Source organism: Curtobacterium sp. MCPF17_001, assembly GCF_003234615.1.
Lineage (GTDB): Bacteria > Actinomycetota > Actinomycetes > Actinomycetales > Microbacteriaceae > Curtobacterium.
Genome location: NZ_QKSL01000006.1, coordinates 144,549 through 160,952 on the forward strand (window position 1 = coordinate 144,549; position 16,404 = coordinate 160,952).

At 69.9% G+C, this 16,404-nt stretch carries 15 protein-coding genes and 1 tRNA gene; 11 read left to right on the top strand and 5 right to left on the bottom strand.

The window, feature by feature from the left end; genetic code table 11:
* Positions 1 to 128: 128 nt before the first annotated feature.
* The 6 genes from DEJ24_RS07940 (at position 129) to pstB (ending at position 7,759) form a co-directional block, all read left to right on the top strand.
* Positions 129 to 2,294 (top strand): RNA degradosome polyphosphate kinase, encoded by a 2,166-nt coding sequence (locus tag DEJ24_RS07940; protein WP_111078147.1) that lies wholly within the window; start codon positions 129 to 131, stop codon positions 2,292 to 2,294.
* Positions 2,291 to 3,238, top strand: coding sequence for an NUDIX domain-containing protein (locus tag DEJ24_RS07945; RefSeq protein WP_111078149.1), 948 nt, complete (start codon positions 2,291 to 2,293; stop codon positions 3,236 to 3,238). The genes DEJ24_RS07940 and DEJ24_RS07945 overlap by 4 nt, the downstream gene beginning before the upstream one ends.
* Before the next feature lie 293 nt (positions 3,239 to 3,531).
* Entirely contained in the window at positions 3,532 to 4,650 is a 1,119-nt protein-coding gene (locus tag DEJ24_RS07950; RefSeq protein ID WP_111078151.1) for a phosphate ABC transporter substrate-binding protein PstS, read from the top strand.
* Between the two features lie 174 nt (positions 4,651 to 4,824).
* Entirely contained in the window at positions 4,825 to 5,775 is a 951-nt protein-coding gene (gene pstC, locus DEJ24_RS07955; RefSeq protein WP_111078153.1) for a phosphate ABC transporter permease subunit PstC, read from the top strand.
* A gap of 19 nt (positions 5,776 to 5,794) precedes the next feature.
* On the top strand, positions 5,795 to 6,880 hold the full coding sequence (gene pstA, locus DEJ24_RS07960; RefSeq protein ID WP_110903453.1) for a phosphate ABC transporter permease PstA: 1,086 nt from the start codon (positions 5,795 to 5,797) through the stop codon (positions 6,878 to 6,880).
* Positions 6,881 to 6,979: 99 nt separating this feature from the next.
* The gene (pstB, locus tag DEJ24_RS07965) at positions 6,980 to 7,759 is read left to right on the top strand and encodes a phosphate ABC transporter ATP-binding protein PstB (RefSeq protein ID WP_111078155.1); all 780 of its coding nucleotides are present in this window, start codon (positions 6,980 to 6,982) and stop codon (positions 7,757 to 7,759) included.
* Positions 7,760 to 8,086: 327 nt separating this feature from the next.
* Here the strand turns inward: pstB and DEJ24_RS07970 are convergent, their stop codons facing one another.
* The 3 genes from DEJ24_RS07970 to DEJ24_RS07980 all read right to left on the bottom strand — a co-directional run bounded on the left by DEJ24_RS07970 (position 8,087) and on the right by DEJ24_RS07980 (position 10,933).
* Complete coding sequence (locus DEJ24_RS07970) at positions 8,087 to 8,959, bottom strand: anti-sigma factor (protein WP_258368816.1); 873 nt, start codon at positions 8,957 to 8,959, stop codon at positions 8,087 to 8,089.
* A complete protein-coding gene (sigK, locus tag DEJ24_RS07975; protein WP_110903455.1) occupies positions 8,956 to 9,555 on the bottom strand; it encodes an ECF RNA polymerase sigma factor SigK in 600 nt (199 codons plus the stop codon). Before sigK ends, DEJ24_RS07970 begins: the two co-directional genes overlap by 4 nt.
* 748 nt (positions 9,556 to 10,303) lie before the next feature.
* Positions 10,304 to 10,933: a DNA-directed RNA polymerase subunit beta gene (locus DEJ24_RS07980; RefSeq protein WP_110903456.1), complete on the bottom strand. Its 630-nt coding sequence runs from the start codon at positions 10,931 to 10,933 to the stop codon at positions 10,304 to 10,306.
* Positions 10,934 to 10,976: 43 nt separating this feature from the next.
* Here DEJ24_RS07980 and DEJ24_RS07985 point away from each other — a divergent pair.
* The 3 genes from DEJ24_RS07985 (at position 10,977) to DEJ24_RS07995 (ending at position 12,278) form a co-directional block, all read left to right on the top strand.
* Positions 10,977 to 11,049: transfer RNA gene (locus tag DEJ24_RS07985), tRNA-Lys, on the top strand.
* A gap of 107 nt (positions 11,050 to 11,156) precedes the next feature.
* Positions 11,157 to 11,795, top strand: coding sequence for a TetR/AcrR family transcriptional regulator (locus DEJ24_RS07990; RefSeq protein WP_110903457.1), 639 nt, complete (start codon positions 11,157 to 11,159; stop codon positions 11,793 to 11,795).
* Positions 11,796 to 11,957: 162 nt separating this feature from the next.
* Positions 11,958 to 12,278 carry a hypothetical protein gene (locus tag DEJ24_RS07995; RefSeq protein ID WP_110903458.1) on the top strand — a complete coding sequence of 107 codons (321 nt, stop codon included), beginning with the start codon at positions 11,958 to 11,960 and terminating at the stop codon, positions 12,276 to 12,278.
* Between the two features lie 39 nt (positions 12,279 to 12,317).
* On the opposite strand, the gene DEJ24_RS08000 is transcribed toward DEJ24_RS07995, so the two are convergent.
* Positions 12,318 to 13,253: an aldose 1-epimerase family protein gene (locus DEJ24_RS08000; protein ID WP_111078157.1), complete on the bottom strand. Its 936-nt coding sequence runs from the start codon at positions 13,251 to 13,253 to the stop codon at positions 12,318 to 12,320.
* Positions 13,250 to 14,095: a DeoR/GlpR family DNA-binding transcription regulator gene (locus tag DEJ24_RS08005; protein WP_258374761.1), complete on the bottom strand. Its 846-nt coding sequence runs from the start codon at positions 14,093 to 14,095 to the stop codon at positions 13,250 to 13,252. The genes DEJ24_RS08000 and DEJ24_RS08005 overlap by 4 nt, the downstream gene beginning before the upstream one ends.
* A 63-nt stretch (positions 14,096 to 14,158) precedes the next feature.
* Between DEJ24_RS08005 and galT the strand changes: the two genes are divergently transcribed.
* Positions 14,159 to 15,256: a galactose-1-phosphate uridylyltransferase gene (gene galT, locus DEJ24_RS08010; RefSeq protein WP_111078159.1), complete on the top strand. Its 1,098-nt coding sequence runs from the start codon at positions 14,159 to 14,161 to the stop codon at positions 15,254 to 15,256.
* Positions 15,253 to 16,395 carry a galactokinase gene (gene galK, locus DEJ24_RS08015; protein ID WP_110903462.1) on the top strand — a complete coding sequence of 381 codons (1,143 nt, stop codon included), beginning with the start codon at positions 15,253 to 15,255 and terminating at the stop codon, positions 16,393 to 16,395. Before galT ends, galK begins: the two co-directional genes overlap by 4 nt.
* Positions 16,396 to 16,404: the final 9 nt, after the last annotated feature.

Genomic DNA, 16,404 nt, shown 5'->3' on the forward strand with positions numbered 1-16,404 from the left:
TCGTCCACCCGCTCGGTGCTGCCTGTGGACACCCGCACCGTCCTCCACTCCCCGCCCGTTCACCGCCCGTCTCCACAGGCGCCACCCGGGCAGCCCCCGGCGCAGGGTGCTGGTGGCAGGATGTGGTCATGGACACCGAACCGCAGCTCGACGGCGACTCCGTCGCGAACGACCTCGACGACTTCGACGAGGTCGTGGAGATCGAGCACGAGTCGCTGCCCTCCGACCGGTACTTCGACCGCGAGCTCAGCTGGCTCCGCTTCAACCAGCGCGTGCTCGAGCTCGGTGAGGACCGGACGCAGCCGCTGCTCGAGCGGGCGAACTTCCTCGCGATCTTCGCCTCGAACCTCGATGAGTTCTTCATGGTGCGGGTCGCGGGCCTGAAGCGCCGCATCGACACCGGCATCGCGGTCCCCACCAACGTCGGTCGGGCGCCGAGTGACGTCCTGCGCGACATCGCGATGAAGGCGCACGAGCTGCAGGAGCGGCACGCGAACGCCTTCATCGGGTCGCTCAAGCCGGACCTCGACGCCGCCGGCATCCACGTCGAGCACTGGTCCGACCTGGGCGAGGACGACCGCCTCCGCATGCGCGAGTACTTCAGCGAGCAGATCTTCCCGGTGCTCATGCCGCTCGCGGTCGACCCGGCGCACCCGTTCCCCTACATCTCCGGCCTGTCACTCAACTTGGCGGTCCGGGTGCGGAACCCGAAGTCGCAGCGTCAGGAGTTCGCGCGCCTCAAGGTGCCGCAGAACTACCCGCGCTTCATCAAGCTGCCGGACGACAACTCCGGGCGGCTGCGCTTCATCCCGCTCGAGGACCTGATCGCGAACCACCTCCCCGATCTGTTCCCGGGGATGGAGGTGCTCGAGCACCACGTGTTCCGCATCACCCGCAACGAAGACGTCGAGATCGAAGAGGACGAGGCAGAGAACCTCATCCAGGCGCTGGAGCGTGAACTCCTCCGTCGTCGCTTCGGTCCGCCGATCCGTCTCGAGATCACCGAGGACATGGACGCGGTGACGCTCGACCTGCTGGTCCGCGAACTCGACATCACCGAGCAAGAGGTCTACCGCCTGCCGTCGCCGCTCGACCTCGGCGGACTGTTCGAACTGGCGAAGCTCCCGCGCCCGGACCTGCACTACCCGCGCCACGTGCCGACGACCCCGGTGCAGTTCCAGCCGGGCGAGCCGAACACGAAGCCCGACCTGTTCCGCGCGATCGCCACTCGGGACGTCCTGGTCCACCACCCGTACGAGTCCTTCGCCACCAGCGTGCAGGCGTTCCTCGAGCAGGCCGCCGCAGACCCGAACGTGCTGGCGATCAAGCAGACGCTGTACCGCACCTCGGGTGACTCCCCCATCGTGGAGGCCCTGATCGACGCCGCCGCGGCCGGCAAGCAGGTGCTCGCCCTCGTCGAGATCAAGGCGCGGTTCGACGAGCAGAACAACATCACGTGGGCGCGCAAACTCGAGAAGGCCGGCGTGCACGTCGTGTACGGCCTGGTCGGGCTGAAGACGCACTCGAAGCTGGTGCTCGTCATCCGGCAGGAGGGCGGGACGCTCAAGCACTACAGCCACATCGGCACGGGCAACTACAACCCGAAGACCTCGCGCATCTACGAGGACATGGGGTTGTTCACCGCGGACGACACCGTCGGCAAGGACCTGACGCGGCTGTTCAACGAGCTGTCCGGGTACGCGATCGAGAAGAAGTTCAAGCGTCTCCTCGTCGCTCCGCTGCACCTGCGCAAGGGCCTGGTGAAGCGCATCCAGGCCGAGGCGGAGAACGCCCTCGCCGGGAAGCCCTCGGGCATCCGCATCAAGGTCAACTCGATGGTGGACGAGCAGATCATCGACGCGCTCTACCTGGCGAGCCAGGCCGGGGTTCCGGTCGACATCTGGGTCCGGGGGATCTGCTCCTTGAAGCCGGGCCTCGAAGGCGTGAGCGAGACGATCCGGGTCCGCAGTGTGGTCGGACGGTACCTCGAGCACTCGCGGGCGTTCGCGTTCCACAACGACGGCGACCCGGCGGTGTTCATCGGCAGCGCCGACATGATGCACCGCAACCTCGATCGTCGCGTCGAGGCCCTCGTCCGCCTCACCACCCCGGCGCACATCACCGAGGTGCAGGAGATGTTCGACCTGGCGATGGCCGAGACGACCAGTTCCTGGCACCTCGAGTCCGACGGCGAGTGGAGCCGCCACTCGACGGACGACGACGGACGCCCACTCGACGACGTGCAGAATGTCCTCATGCGGACCATCTCGGCACGGAAGCGTTCCACTCGGTGAGCGGTGGGCAGTCGGGCCCGGTCATCGCGGCCGGCGCCGTGGTGTGGCGCGAACAGGACGGCGAGCCGCTCGTCCTCCTGATCCACCGCGAGCACCACAAGGACGTCTCCTTCCCCAAGGGCAAGGTGGACCCGGGCGAGAGCATCCCCGAGGCCGCCGTGCGCGAGATCGACGAGGAGACCGGGTACCGCGTGCACCTCGGCGCTCCCCTCGGCCGAGCGGAGTACGTCCTACCGAGCGGTCGCGACAAGGTCGTGCACTACTGGTCGGCCCGGGTCTCCCGCAAGGAGGCCGAGCGTGCGGGTCAGTTCCGCCCGAACGACGAGGTCGCCGCCGTCGAGTGGGTGTCCATCGACGACGCCCGCGCCCGGCTCACCTACGAACGTGACGTCGCGATCCTCGACCGGTTCGCCGAACGTGCCGCCGCGGACGAGCACGACACGTTCGCCCTGATCGCCCTGCGGCACGCCAAGACGGTCCCCGGGTCAGACTGGGACGGCCCTGACGCCACGCGTCCGCTCCTCCCCCTCGGCCGCGCGCAGGCGAAGGCGGCTGCGGCTCCGGTCGCGGCGTTCGGGCCGAAGAAGATCGTCAGCAGCACGGCCGCCCGGTGCCTGGCGACCGTGGAACCCCTGTCGGCGCGGACGAAGGTCGGGGTGTCCGACACCCCGGACATCAGCCAGGATGCCCACGAGCGTGGGACTGCCGACGTCAAGGGCGTCGTCCGGAAGCGCCTGGACAAGGCGAAGACCGCGGTGCTCTGCTCGCACGGCCCGGTCCTGCCCGACATCGTCGCGCGGATCGCGACGGACACCGCGGACGACGCGGCGAAGTTCGACCTGCGTCGCGCCGCCATGCTCTCGGTCGGTGAGTTCGCCGTGATGCACATCGCCGGCCGGAAGCTCATCGCCGTCGAGACGCACCGCAACACCGTCAGCGCCTGACCCGAGCCGACGCGGGAGCCAGCGCCAGCGCAGCCAGCGCAGCAGCGCAAGAGCGTAAGCAGCGCAGCAGCGCCAGCGGTCGACAGCACCGCTCGGTGGGCAGCGTGCCCCGATCCTGCTCCTGACCCTGCCCGGTGTCCGGCGACCCGCACCGGGTGAACCCCGCGTTCACCTCCCGTTCACCGGAGAGCGTCATCCCGGTCACCTCTCGTCCCTACAGTCACTCCCGGGTCAGCACCGGCCCGGGGACCACACAGCGGTCCCACTGCACTTACATTCCCGAAGGGACCCCTGTGAACATCAAGCGAATCGGCTCGGTCGCGGCAATCGCGATCGCCGGCGCCGTCGTGCTCTCCTCCTGCGCGGCGAACGAGGATGCTGGCAACGGCGGCAACTCGTCGTCGCCCGCCGCCTCCTCGGGTGTCGACTACTCGAGCCTCTCCGGCACGCTCACCGGTTCCGGCTCCTCCGCACAGCAGACCGCCGAAGCGACCTGGGCCGCCGGCTTCCAGGGTCAGGCTTCCGGCGTCACCGTGAACTACTCGCCCGACGGTTCGGGCGCGGGCCGCAAGAACTTCATCTCGGGTGCCGCGGACTTCGCCGGCTCCGACGCCGCCCTGTCCGAGGAGGAGCTCGGCGGCACGTTCGCCGCGTGCGCCGCGGACTCGAAGGCCATCGACATCCCGGTCTACATCTCCCCGATCGCGATCGCCTACAAGATCGACGGCGTCTCGGACCTGACGCTCGACGCGAAGTCCATCGCGGGCATCTTCTCCGGCAAGATCACGAAGTGGAACGACTCCGAGATCGCGTCGCTCAACGACGGCGTGAAGCTGCCGGACGCGAACATCACCGTCGTGCACCGCTCCGACGACTCCGGCACGACCGAGAACTTCTCCGAGTACCTGTCGGAGAACGCGGGCGACGCCTGGGGCAAGGAGCCGAGCCAGACCTTCCCGTTCCAGGTCGGTGACGCGGCGGCGAAGACCTCCGGTGTGGCCTCGGCCATGCAGGGCGCCTCGAACGCCATCACCTACATCGACGACTCCGGCGCCGGTGACCTCGACAAGGCCAAGCTCATGGTCGGCGACAAGGCCACCGAGATCTCGGCCGAGGGTGCTGCGAAGGTCGTCGCCGACTCCGACGTCGCCTCGGGCCGCGAGGACAACGACCTCGCCATCGAGATCGACCGCAAGGACACCGCGGAGAACGCGTGGCCGCTGGTGCTCGTCTCCTACGCCATCGCCTGCCAGGAGTACAAGGACAGCGACAAGGCCGACCTCGTGAAGGCGTACCTCGGGTACGTCGTCTCGGCCGACGCGCAGAAGGCCGCAGCGACGGAGGCCAAGTCGGCCGCCCTGTCGTCCGACCTGGGCGAGAAGGCCGCCGCGGCGGTCGAGTCCATCAAGTAAGTCCGCTCAGCGCCCGGACGCCGGTCCCACCCACTCGACCGGCGTCCGGGCTCTCGCCCGTCGTGACGCGAGCTGCCGACGCCTGCTGCGTCCCGCGCCCGTCACGACCCTGACGCTCCACCTCTCCCCCGAACCCCTCGCGCTCACCCGGCGCGATCCTCCGACAGGAGCCCCATGACGACCGCACCGGTCCGAGACCAGGACATCGCCACCCCGTCCAAGCCGAAGGCCGTCGTCCGCATCGGCGACCGGGTGTTCTCCGCCGCCTCCGTCACAGCCGGCAGCCTGATCCTCTTCGTCCTCGTCCTCGTGGCCGCGTTCCTCGTCTGGCAGAGCATCCCGGCCTTCAACGCCGAAGCCGGCACCCTGCCGAACAGCGCCGCGAACTTCTGGACCTACGTCGGCCCGCTCGTCTTCGGAACGGTGTGGTCGGCCTTCCTCGCGCTGATCATGGCGGTGCCGTTGGCGATCGGCATCGCGCTCTTCATCTCGCACTACGCACCGCGCCGGCTGGCTCCGGTCCTCGGCTACGTCATCGACCTGCTCGCCGCGGTGCCGTCGGTCGTCTACGGCCTCTGGGGCATCGTGGTCCTGGCCCGCCTGGTGAAGCCGTTCTACGCGTTCCTCAACGACCACTTCGGATGGATTCCACTCTTCTCCGGCCCGCTGTCCGGGACCGGGCGCACGATCCTCACCGCGTCGATCGTCCTCGCGGTGATGGCCATCCCGATCATGACCGCCGTGATGCGTGAGATCTTCCTGCAGGCGCCGACGCTGAACGAGGAAGCGGCCCTGGCCCTGGGTGCGACGCGTTGGGAGATGATCCGGATGTCGGTCCTGCCGTTCGCCAAGTCGGGCATCGTGTCCGCGATCATGCTCGGCCTCGGTCGGGCGCTCGGCGAGACGATGGCGATCGCCCTGGTGCTCTCGGTGTCGACGAACATCACCTTCCAGCTCCTCACCCCGCTGAACCCGTCGACGATCGCAGCGAACATCGCCCTGCAGTTCGCCGAGGCCTCCGGGACGGCCCTGAACGCGCTCGTCGCGTCAGGCCTGATCCTCTTCGTCATCACCCTGGTCATCAACATGCTCGCGCGGTACATCGTCCGCAAGCGAGTCTCCTGACGGGAAAGGTCGCACCCCGATGTCCCTCGCACTCCGTCAGCCCGCCACCGCCGGCAACGTCTTCGCCAACGGCAAGCTCCACAAGTCCGTCCCGTGGTTGCTGCTCGTCGGCAGCTGGGTCGCCCTCGGCCTGGTCTTCGCCCTGCTCAACGCCGGCGGCGCCACCAAGGACTTCAACGTCGTCGCCGCGGTCTTCCTCGGCACGGTCCTGTTCGACGTCCTCATCGTCGTGGTCTCCCGCATCGTGGAGGGTGGCCGCAAGGCCGTCGACCGCCTGATCACCTCGCTGGTCATCACCGCCTTCGTGATCGCGGTCCTGCCGCTGGTGTCGCTCCTCTGGACGGTCCTGGCGGACGGGCTCGCGCGCTTCGATGCGCAGTTCTTCTCGTACTCGATGCGCGGGGTCATCTCCGAGGGCGGTGGCGCGGTGCACGCGCTGATCGGCACGCTCGAGATCACCCTGTTCGCGGCGCTGATCAGCGTCCCGATCGGTCTGCTCACCTCGATCTACCTGGTGGAGTACGGCAAGGGCGTGCTGGCCCGCGGCATCACCTTCTTCGTCGACGTGATGACGGGCATCCCCTCGATCGTCGCCGGTCTGTTCGCCTACTCGCTGTTCGCGCTGTTCCTCGGCCCGGGTGCCCGCTTCGGCCTGGTCGGTTCGGTCGCCCTCGCGGTGCTGATGATCCCGATCGTCGTGCGTTCCACCGAAGAGGTCCTGAAGATCGTGCCGATGGAGCTCCGCGAGGCCTCGTACGCCCTGGGTGTGCCGAAGTGGCTGACGATCATGAAGGTCGTCCTGCCGACCAGCCTCGCGGGCATCACGACGGGCGTCATGCTCTCGATCGCCCGAGTGATCGGTGAGACCGCGCCGCTGCTCGTCACCGCCGGGTTCACGTCGAGCATGAACTACGACCTGTTCAAGGACCCGATGATGACGCTGCCGGTGTTCGCGTACACGCAGTACTCGCAGCAGGGCGCCAACCCGGTGCCGTTCGTCGACCGGGCCTGGACCGCGGCACTGCTCCTCATCCTCATCGTGATGCTGCTCAACCTGCTGGCCCGCTTCATCACCCGCCTGTTCGCGCCCAAGCTCCCCCGCTAGGGAGAGGCACTGCCTCCCCCGCCAGGGAGAGGCAGTGCCTCCCCCGCCAGCGCGCGGACGACCAGCAACCCGACGACCACCCAACCCAGAAGGATCCACGTGTCCAAGCGCATCGAGGTCGACGGCCTCAACGTCTACTACTCGAAGTTCAAGGCCGTCGAGGGCGTCGACATGACGATCGAGCCCCGCACCGTCACCGCCTTCATCGGCCCGTCCGGCTGCGGCAAGTCGACGTTCCTCCGCACACTGAACCGCATGCACGAGGTCATCCCCGGCGCGTACGTCGAAGGTTCCGTCAAGATCGACGGCGACGACCTGTACGCTCCCGGCGTCGACCCGGTCATCGTCCGCCGCCAGGTCGGCATGGTCTTCCAGCGCCCGAACCCGTTCCCGACGATGTCCATCAAGGACAACGTGTTGGCCGGCGTGAAGCTCAACAACAAGCGCATCTCACGGTCGGAGGCCGATGACATCGTCGAGCGTTCGCTGCAGGGCGCGAACCTCTGGAACGAGGTCAAGGACCGCCTCGAGAAGCCCGGCATGGGTCTGTCCGGCGGTCAGCAGCAGCGTCTGTGCATCGCCCGCGCCATCGCGGTGCAGCCCGATGTGCTGCTGATGGACGAGCCGTGCTCCGCGCTCGACCCGATCTCGACCCTGGCCATCGAGGACCTGATCGAGGACCTGAAGAAGGAGTTCACGATCGTCATCGTGACCCACAACATGCAGCAGGCCTCGCGGGTCAGCGACAAGACGGCGTTCTTCAACATCGCCGGCACCGGTCAGCCGGGTCACCTCATCGAGTACGACGACACCGCCACGATCTTCTCGAACCCGTCGGTCAAGTCGACCGAGGACTACGTCTCGGGTCGCTTCGGGTGATCGGCGCTCGCGCGGTCGCCTGACGGCTCCGCCGATCCGGACTGGAGGCCCGGTGCACGTCCGCCACGGACGGCACCGGGCCTCCGTCGTACCGTCGACAGGCTCTGTCTGCCGTCGACACGCTCTGTCTGCCGTCGACACGCCCCCGTTTGTCCGCGACGCCCCGTGCTCCACGAGACGCCGCCGGAGCACGGGGCGTCCCGTGAGGTCGGCGGTGCCAGAGACAGACGGAGGCGTCTCGGTGTGCCGGACGAACGCCGCACACGACGACGCCCCCCGTGACCGACGTGGTCACGGGGGGCGTCGTCCTGAACCGTCAGGGGCTGGTCACGCCTCGGACGTGGGGACGGCGACGACCGGGTCGGAGGTCGGCTGGTCCGAGCCACCAGTCGGCTCGACCGTGATGCCGATCGTGTCACCGGCGCCCATCGTGCCGCGGAGGACCGCCGAACGGACACCACCGTCGACGTCGTCCATCAGGCCGGCCGCGGTGATCGTGCCGCCGGACTCCTGCGACCCGATGTACCAGAGCTCGTACGTCTTGTCCTTCGGTGCCGCGTCGACCCCGTCGAGGATGACCGCGGACCGCTGCAGCTGGCCGGACCACACGACCGTGGCCGTGCCGCCGCCCTTGACCTTCGCGGTGCTCCGCTGGAAGTCCGGGGCCGCGTAGATCTGGTCGAGGCCGGAGGCGGCCTGCGTGGTCGCCGGCGCTCCGCCGTCGTCCTGGAGCAGCGAGCCGCCGACCCCGAAGCCGACGCTGAGGAGCACCACGGCACCCGCTGCGGCGACGCTGAGCATCGCGGCCGGACGCTGGAACCACCGGGCCCGGGCGGTCGACGCGGCACGGCCGGGAGCGGACTGCAGGTCGGTGACCGACGCTGCCGGCGTGACGAGCGGGGCGGACGCGGGGCGGGCCTCCCGGACGGGCTCCGGTGTGACACCGGCGTCGTCCAGGGCGGGCAGCTGCGGGGTCGCCTGGATCTTCGCCATCAGCGAGGTCTTGAGGGACGCGGAGGGTTCGACGGGCGACACGGCGAAGGCGAGGGCCAGTGCGGTCTCACGGAGGGAGTCGGACTCGCGCTGCAGCTCCGGGGAGTCGGACAGCGCCCGCTCGACCGCGGCGCGCTCGTCGTCGGTCAGCGCGTTCAGCGCGTGCGAGCCGGTCATCAGCTCGGGGTCGTCGTGACGGTCGGTCATGACGTCACCCCCATCTCGTCGCGGAGTCGGATCATCCCGTCGCGGAGACGGGTCTTGACGGTGCCGATCGGCACCCCGAGCTTGTCGGCCATCTCGCTGTGCGAGAAGCCGCCGTAGTAGGCGAGCTGCACGGCCTGACGCTGGAACTCGGTGAGTCGGGACAGTGCCCGGCTGACGCGTTCGTGTTCGAGCCGGATCTCGACGGACTCGGAGACGGAGTCGAAGTCCGTCTCGAAGTCGCGGATGCCGATCTTCGTGTCGCGGTCGCGGGACGACTGCGATGCCCGCACCCGGTCGACCGCTCGGCGGTGCGCCATGGTGAGGACCCAGCTCGCGGCGCTGCCGCGGGCCTGGTCGAAGCGGGTGGCCTGCTGCCAGACCTCGAGGAAGACCTCCTGCGTGACCTCTTCGGACTGGGCGCGGTCACGGAGGAGCCGCGTCACGAGCCCGAGGACCCGGCCGGACAGCTCGTCGTAGAGGTCGGCGAAGGCAGCCTGGTCACCAGTCGCGACCCGACTGAGCAGGTCGTCCGCCGACACCGGTTCCGGGGCGGCGGGAGTCCAACCATCCATGTCGCCTTCCACGAGAGTGAGCATTGCAGGTTTTCCTCCTTCCCGGGTGTGCGGCGTCCACCGCGCGCTCTGGACAGAGCGCTCGGCGACTGCGGTCGCGGTGGTCATCAGCTGGAGTCCCGTTCGGATCGGGTCCCGGCAGCGATCGCTGCGCGGGTGGCGTGGGTACGTGTGGCGAGGCCCCGGACGACCCACAGGGAATTGACCCGCGAGCGGGCCCGGGTCGTCCGGGGACCTCGTGTGAGACGTCTTGCGACGGTCACGCTGATGGTTCGGCACCGTCGCCCGGTCGGATTGGGTCAGGGCGGAAATCCATGACGATCGCTCCTGCCCGGGCGGGCCGACGGGCGGAGCCGGGACGCGCCTCCCGTTCGGCGTCGTCCCCGGGCGGCGGCGCGCCCGGTGCCGGATCTGTCCACCGAGAGTGAACACCTGGGTACGACGCGGCAGACGTCTCGTACACTTGGACGTGCCGGGCCGCAGCAAGCCCCGGGCTCCAATATTCGCCGCTCCGAGCGGCCTCGCGCCGAGAGGCGCTTCTGCGGCCCGGTCTTTCCATGTCCGGATGCGGACGGCGCTGCGGGCCACGGCCGGGAGGCGCGTCAGCGGTCCGACGGTCCGGTCACCGCCGTCGACTGCGAGCGGCACGGTGACGCTGGTGTCAGCCTGCCGGTGTCAGCCGCCCGTGTCAGTCCGTCGGCGTCGGTCCGTCGGTGTCAGCCCGTCGGCGTCAGCCCGTCGGCGTCAGCCCGTCGGCGTCAGCCCGTCGGCGTCAGTCGAGACTCTCGCGGCGCCAGAGCGCTGCTGCGGCCGACAGGTCCTCGGCGAGTTCCGCGAGTCGGAAGGCGCGGGTCGTCAGCGCCGAGGCGCGCTCCTCCGCCGAGACGTCCGAGTCGTCCGCCACCGAGGTCGCCCCCGCCGCGGTCAACCGCGCGAAGGCCGCACCGCGCTCGAGCGCCACCGCGAAGTCGCCCGTGTACAGCCCGTGCAGGATCCGGTCCGACAGCGTCAGGATCTCCGCCGGGCCCGTCGGTTCCTCGGCACCCGCGACCGCCTGGTCGATCGTGCCGATGAGCTGCGTCCCCCGCTCGAAGAGGTACGCGATCTCCTCCGGGTTCTGCCGGATCACCGTGCGGACCAGGTAGATGCGCCAGAGGGCCCCCGGCAGGGTGTGCGGCCCCACGCGTGCCCAGAGTTCCGCGATCGCGTCGATACCGTGCACGTCCGTGTAGGTGACCAGGCGCTCGACGACGGCCGGGTCCGGGTCCTCACGCACCCGATGCAGCAGCGCGTTCGCGGTGTCGTGCGCGACGCGGTTCACCAGGGCCGGGTCCTCACCGCCCTTGATGGCGGCGAACTCGGCATCGGTGAACTGGACGGGACGGTGGTGTTCGCGAGGCACCGCGACAGTGTAGGCGCTGCTCGCCCGATACCCTTGTGTGCGAGGGCCTCTAGCTCAGTTGGTAGAGCACCGGACTTTTAATCCGAGGGTCGTGGGTTCGAGCCCCACGGGGCCCACTCTCTCGTCAGCCCGGAGTGGGCGGGGGTGCACCCGTTTCGCACACCGGACAGCATGCTCGTTGTGGGGGTACCCCGTCGCGCTGCCGATGTGATGTGGTGCTGACATGCCCAGCCCCGACATGGACTCCGCACCGCACGACGACGTCTTCACCCGTACGCAGATCGTCGACGCGATGATCCGGGTGCTCCACGAACTGCCCCTGCACGAAGTCACCCCCGCCCGCGTCGCCGACGAGGCGGACGCCACCATCGCGACCCTCGAGGCGTCGTTCCCCAGCTGGGACGGCCTGCTCCTGGCGGCCATCGACCGGTGGAACGACCGCCGGACGACCCCGCTGACGTCGATCGCCGCCGATCTGGGGACGATCCGGTTCCTCCGCGCGATCGTCACCGCCAACATCGAGGACCCGTCGTTGATGCGCTTCCTCACCTCGATGCTGAACATCGCCGCCGCCCCGAAGCACCCGCTCGCGCCGATGCTGCACGCCCGCTGGCGCCGGTTCCACGGGTTCGTGCAGCAGAGCCTCGTGCAGGACATCGCCGCCGGTCGAGAGCCGCACACGATGGAGCCGTCCCGTGGCGCGGAGCAGCTCCTGGCCACGTACGAGGGCCTGCAGCTGCAGTCGATGGTCCGCCCGGAGATGGACCTGCTCGAGTCGTTCGACCGCGCGGTGACGCGTCTGCGCGAGGGGTGGTCCCGCGAGTACGTGCCGCCGGTGTGGGACCTGGGTCGCGCCAGCTGACCCCTCGGGGTACAAGTCGTCCCCAGACGATCCATGGCCGGCGCTCTGTCCACATCAGTGCACCGCTCAGCCGACTGTTGGATTCTCATCGATATGGTCGTTCTTGGTTCCGCTCACCGCGGGACGCCAGCACCGAACGAACCACACCGAACGGGGTACATCGTGATCGAGCCCATCGACGCCACGCAGACCAGCTCCACCGGTGACGCGCGCCGCCTCGTGGAGCTCGCCGCGGCCACCGGGACGACCATGAGCGACGACCTCCTGCTCGACGCGCTCCGCCGCGGAGCCAAGGTCAGCGTCCGCCACATCCGCAAGGACTTCACCGAGGTCGCGACCGCCACGGCCGTCCTCGGGTACGTCGTCCGCCAGCGCAAGGACTTCCTCGCGCTGCGCGGCGACGACCCGGCGTGGGCGCAGGAGATCGGCCGCTACCCCAGCGAATCGCTGGCGGTCGAGGCCCTGCGGATGCGGCGGGCCTGACCGGACCGGCCGCCGGACCGGCTGCCGCAGCGACGGACGTCAGGACCAGACGCGGCGGATCCCCCACGAGCCCGTCCAGGACTCGTCGGCGTCCAGCCATCGCAGCCCTTCACCGGAGTTGAGCGCGTCGGCGGGCGCGGTCATCGGTTCGACGGCGACCGCCAGTCCTTTGCCGTCACCGCGAGGGAACTCGCGGGACGTGAAGACCTGCACGTATGGGAACGACGCGTCCTGCCACAGCTCGACGCCGTCGCCCTCGGGGCCGTGCAGCGTCGTGCGACGGATGCCCTCGGCGTCGGGCGTCACGTCGGTGTACGCCGTGTCCAGGTCCGAGTCGCCGGCGCGACGCCCCTGCCGCAGGTCCACGTCCGTGCCCTCGACCGGCCGGGTGCCGTTCGGGATCTTGCGCTCGTCGACGGTGAAGGCCGTCGCGGCGTCGAGCCGGATGACCAGGTCCTCGGCCGGGGTGTCGCCGGCGCGCAGGTACGGGTGGGACCCGATGGCGAACGGCGCCGGACGACCCGAGCGGTTCGTCACCGTGTGGGTGATCCGGATGCCGTCCTCGACGAGTTCGTGGTGCACCCGTGTCTCCAGGGTGAACGGCCATCCGTGCTGGGGGTGGATCGTGGCCTGCTGCTCGATCGACGACTCGGTCTGGTCCACCACCCGGTACGGCGCGAACCGGAGCAGCCCGTGCGAGGCGTTGCCGTACTTCGGCTCCGAGATGTCGAGCTGCTGCGTCTTCCCGTCGAGCTGCCAGGCACCACCGGCGACCCGGTTCGGCCACGGCGCGAGGACGATGCCGTTGGCGCCGGCCGGAGCGTCGCTCGCGGGGAACGGCTCGGTCAGGTCGAAGCCCGCGACGCGGAGTTCACGGAGGCCGGCGGCGACCTCGGTGACGACGGCCTCGACGACACCGTCCGGGCCGGCGTGCCGCAGGTGGTACTGACCGCCGGTGGGGGCCGCTGTGCTCATGGTCTCTGCTTCCTCTCCGATGTGCGGGTCCTGCCCGCTGGTGCATCCGCGACGACCACGTGGACACCGGCCGCCCGGATCGGGGAGACCGCCTCCGCGCTGACGCCCGCGGTGACGACGACGTCGACGTCCTGCAGCGTGCTCACCACGCCGATGTCGGCCCGGCCGAACTTCGACCCGTCCGCGACCACGACCGTACGCCTGCCCGCCGCCGCGAGGACCCGCTTCGCCTCGGTCTCGGGCAGGTTGACGTTGGTCAGCCCGTGGGCGACGTCCAGACCGGTCCCGCCGAGGAACACGAGGTCGGCGGACAACATCGGCAGCACGGTCGCGTTGAACGGCGCGACGAGCGAGTGCTGCAACGGTCGGAGCGTCCCGCCGGTGACCACGACGGTGAAGCGCGGGATCGCACGTTCGAGCGCGAGTGCGGTGGTGAGTGAGTTCGTGACGACGGTGACGTCGACCAGGTCCTCGCGGGCGACCAGGGCCTCGGCGACCGCTGCGGGTGTGGTGCCGACGTCGAGGACGATGCACTGCCCGGAGCGCACCAGGTCTGCCGCCGCCCGGCCGATCGCGGCCTTCGCGGTGCTGTTCTCGACGGCCGTCTCCTCGAGCGGTCGTTCGCGCGACCCGGCCCCGAGGCGGACGGCACCGCCGTGCACCCGACGGATCCGGGCCTCCCGGTCGAGGGCGGCCAGGTCCTGGCGGACCGTCACCTCGCTCGTCCCGACCGCCGCCGCCAGGGCCGCGGTCCGCACCATGCCCGGGGCGCCGTCCAGGAGCGCGACGATGCGGTCCTTGCGCAGCAGCGCCGGCAGGACGGGAGGCTCCTCAGACGTCACAACACGAGTTTCGTCTGCTTCCACTTGCTTTCGCAACCCTTCGCGCGAGGGTAGAGTGCAGCGGTGATCACGAAACGTGCGACGACGCTCGCGGACGGCCGCGACCTCTTCTACTTCGACGACGCCGACTCGACGCTGCCCGCGGAGCGCAGCATCGACGAGCGCGTCCTGGACCCTCGGCCGGTGACGGCCCGGATGCGGCAGGACGTCCTGACCGGTGAGTGGGTGTCGATCGCGAGCGCTCGGCAGAACCGTGTGTTCCTGCCGCCCGCCGACCAGGACCCGCTCGCGCCGCAGACCGCTGCGAACCCGTCCGAGATCCCGAGCCGGTACGACGTCGCCGTGTTCGAGAACCGCTCGCCGTCGTTCGGCCCGGACCTCGCGGGCGACGATGCACCGTCGTCGCTCGAGTCGCTGTCGGACGTCGGGCTGAACCGGCAGCTCCGGTCGGTCGGGCGCTGCGAGGTGGTCTGCTTCTCCCCGGAGACCAGCGGCTCGTTCGCGTCCATCTCCGAGTCGCGTGCCCGCACCGTGGTCGAGGCGTGGGCCGACCGGACCGCCGCGCTGTCCGCGATGCCCGGCATCCAGCAGGTGTTCCCGTTCGAGAACCGCGGCGAGGCGATCGGCGTCACCCTGCACCACCCGCACGGACAGATCTACGCCTACCCGTACGTCACCCCGCGCACGCAGCGACTGCTGTCGTCGATCGAGCGCTTCGGGCCGGACCTGTTCGAGCAGCACCTGGCCAACGAGCGCGGTTCCGAGCGGGTCGTCCTCGCCGGTGAGCACTTCACCGCCTTCGTGCCGTTCGCCGCACGCTGGCCCATCGAGATCCACATGCTGCCGCACCGTCACGTGCCGGACTTCGCGGGCCTCACCGACGCCGAGAAGGACGAGCTCGCGCACATGCACCTGCGCCTGACCCGCGGTCTCGACGCCCTCTACGGCGACCCGACCCCGTACATCGCCGCCTGGCACCAGGCGCCGGTGCACACCGGACGCGACACCGTCCGGCTGATGCTGCAGATCACGTCGCCGCGTCGATCGGCGGACAAGTTGAAGTTCCTGGCCGGCAGCGAAGCCGCGATGGGCGCCTGGATCGGGGACCTGGTCCCCGAGAAGGCGGCCGAGTTCATCCGAGGAGGGATCGAACGAGCATGACGTTCCAACAGGTGTTCGGGTACGAGCCGACGGTGCGGTACTCCGCGCCCGGCCGCGTCAACCTGATCGGCGAGCACACCGACTACAACGACGGGTACGTGCTGCCCTTCGCGATCGACCGGCGGACCACGGCTGACATCGCTCCCCGTGAGGACCGGGTCATCCGCGTCGCGTCGTCGTTCGACGAGTCCGGCGGTGCCGTGACGCTCTCCCTCGACGACCTCGACCCGTCCCGCATGGACGGCTGGTCGGCCTACGTCTTCGGCATCGCCTGGGCGCTCCGGGAGCAGGCCGGCGCCTCGCTCGACAGTCGGACCGGGTTCGACGTCTTCATCGACTCGGACGTGCCGGTCGGTGCGGGTCTGTCGTCGAGTGCGGCGATCGAGTGCGGCGTGGCCCTCGCGTTCAACGACCTGTGGGAGCTCGGCCTCGACCGCAAGACCCTGGCCCGCGTCGGCCAGTACTCCGAGAACCACGCGGTCGGCGCTCCGACGGGGATCATGGACCAGTCCGCCTCGCTCCTCGGCGAGCAGGACGCCGTCGTGTTCCTCGACTGCCGCACGCTCGACACCGCCGTGGTGGACCTGGCGCTCGAGGCGAACGGTCTCGAGGTCCTCGTCATCGACACCCGCGTCGAGCACGCTCACGCCACCGGCGGTTACAAGGCCCGTCGCGACTCGTGCGAGAAGGGCGCGCAGGTGCTCGGTGTCCCGGCCCTGCGCGACGTCGCGGTCGAGGACCTGCCGCGCGCGCAGGAGCTCCTCGACGACGAGACCTTCCGCCGGGTGCGCCACATCGTGACCGAGGACCAGCGCGTCCTCGACACCGTCCGCACCCTGCGTGAGCAGGGACCCCGGGCGATCGGTTCGCTGCTGGTCGCATCGCACGCGTCGATGCGCGACGACTTCGAGATCTCGGTGCCGGAACTCGACCTCGCGGTCGAGACCGCCGTGGCGAACGGCGCGGTCGGCGCACGCATGACCGGCGGCGGCTTCGGTGGTGCGGCCATCGCGCTCGTCGACCGGGAGGCTCGTGAACGCATCGCCGCGGCCGTCACCGCCGCCTTCGCCTCGGCCGGGTACCGCGAGCCGAACGTGTTCACGGTGCACGCGGCGCAGGGCGCGCGCCGCGACGCGTAGCCCACGCGG

Excerpts from the sequence above, each read along its gene's own strand:
- DEJ24_RS07990 (WP_110903457.1), top strand. The coding sequence starts at position 11,157 with ATGCCCAGCCCCGACATGGACTCCGCACCGCACGACGACGTCTTCACC.
- DEJ24_RS08000 (WP_111078157.1), bottom strand. The coding sequence starts at position 13,253 with ATGAGCACAGCGGCCCCCACCGGCGGTCAGTACCACCTGCGGCACGCC.
- galK (WP_110903462.1), top strand. The coding sequence starts at position 15,253 with ATGACGTTCCAACAGGTGTTCGGGTACGAGCCGACGGTGCGGTACTCC.
- pstA (WP_110903453.1), top strand. The coding sequence starts at position 5,795 with ATGTCCCTCGCACTCCGTCAGCCCGCCACCGCCGGCAACGTCTTCGCC.
- sigK (WP_110903455.1), bottom strand. The coding sequence starts at position 9,555 with ATGCTCACTCTCGTGGAAGGCGACATGGATGGTTGGACTCCCGCCGCC.
- DEJ24_RS07970 (WP_258368816.1), bottom strand. The coding sequence starts at position 8,959 with ATGACCGACCGTCACGACGACCCCGAGCTGATGACCGGCTCGCACGCG.
- DEJ24_RS07940 (WP_111078147.1), top strand. The coding sequence starts at position 129 with ATGGACACCGAACCGCAGCTCGACGGCGACTCCGTCGCGAACGACCTC.
- pstC (WP_111078153.1), top strand. The coding sequence starts at position 4,825 with ATGACGACCGCACCGGTCCGAGACCAGGACATCGCCACCCCGTCCAAG.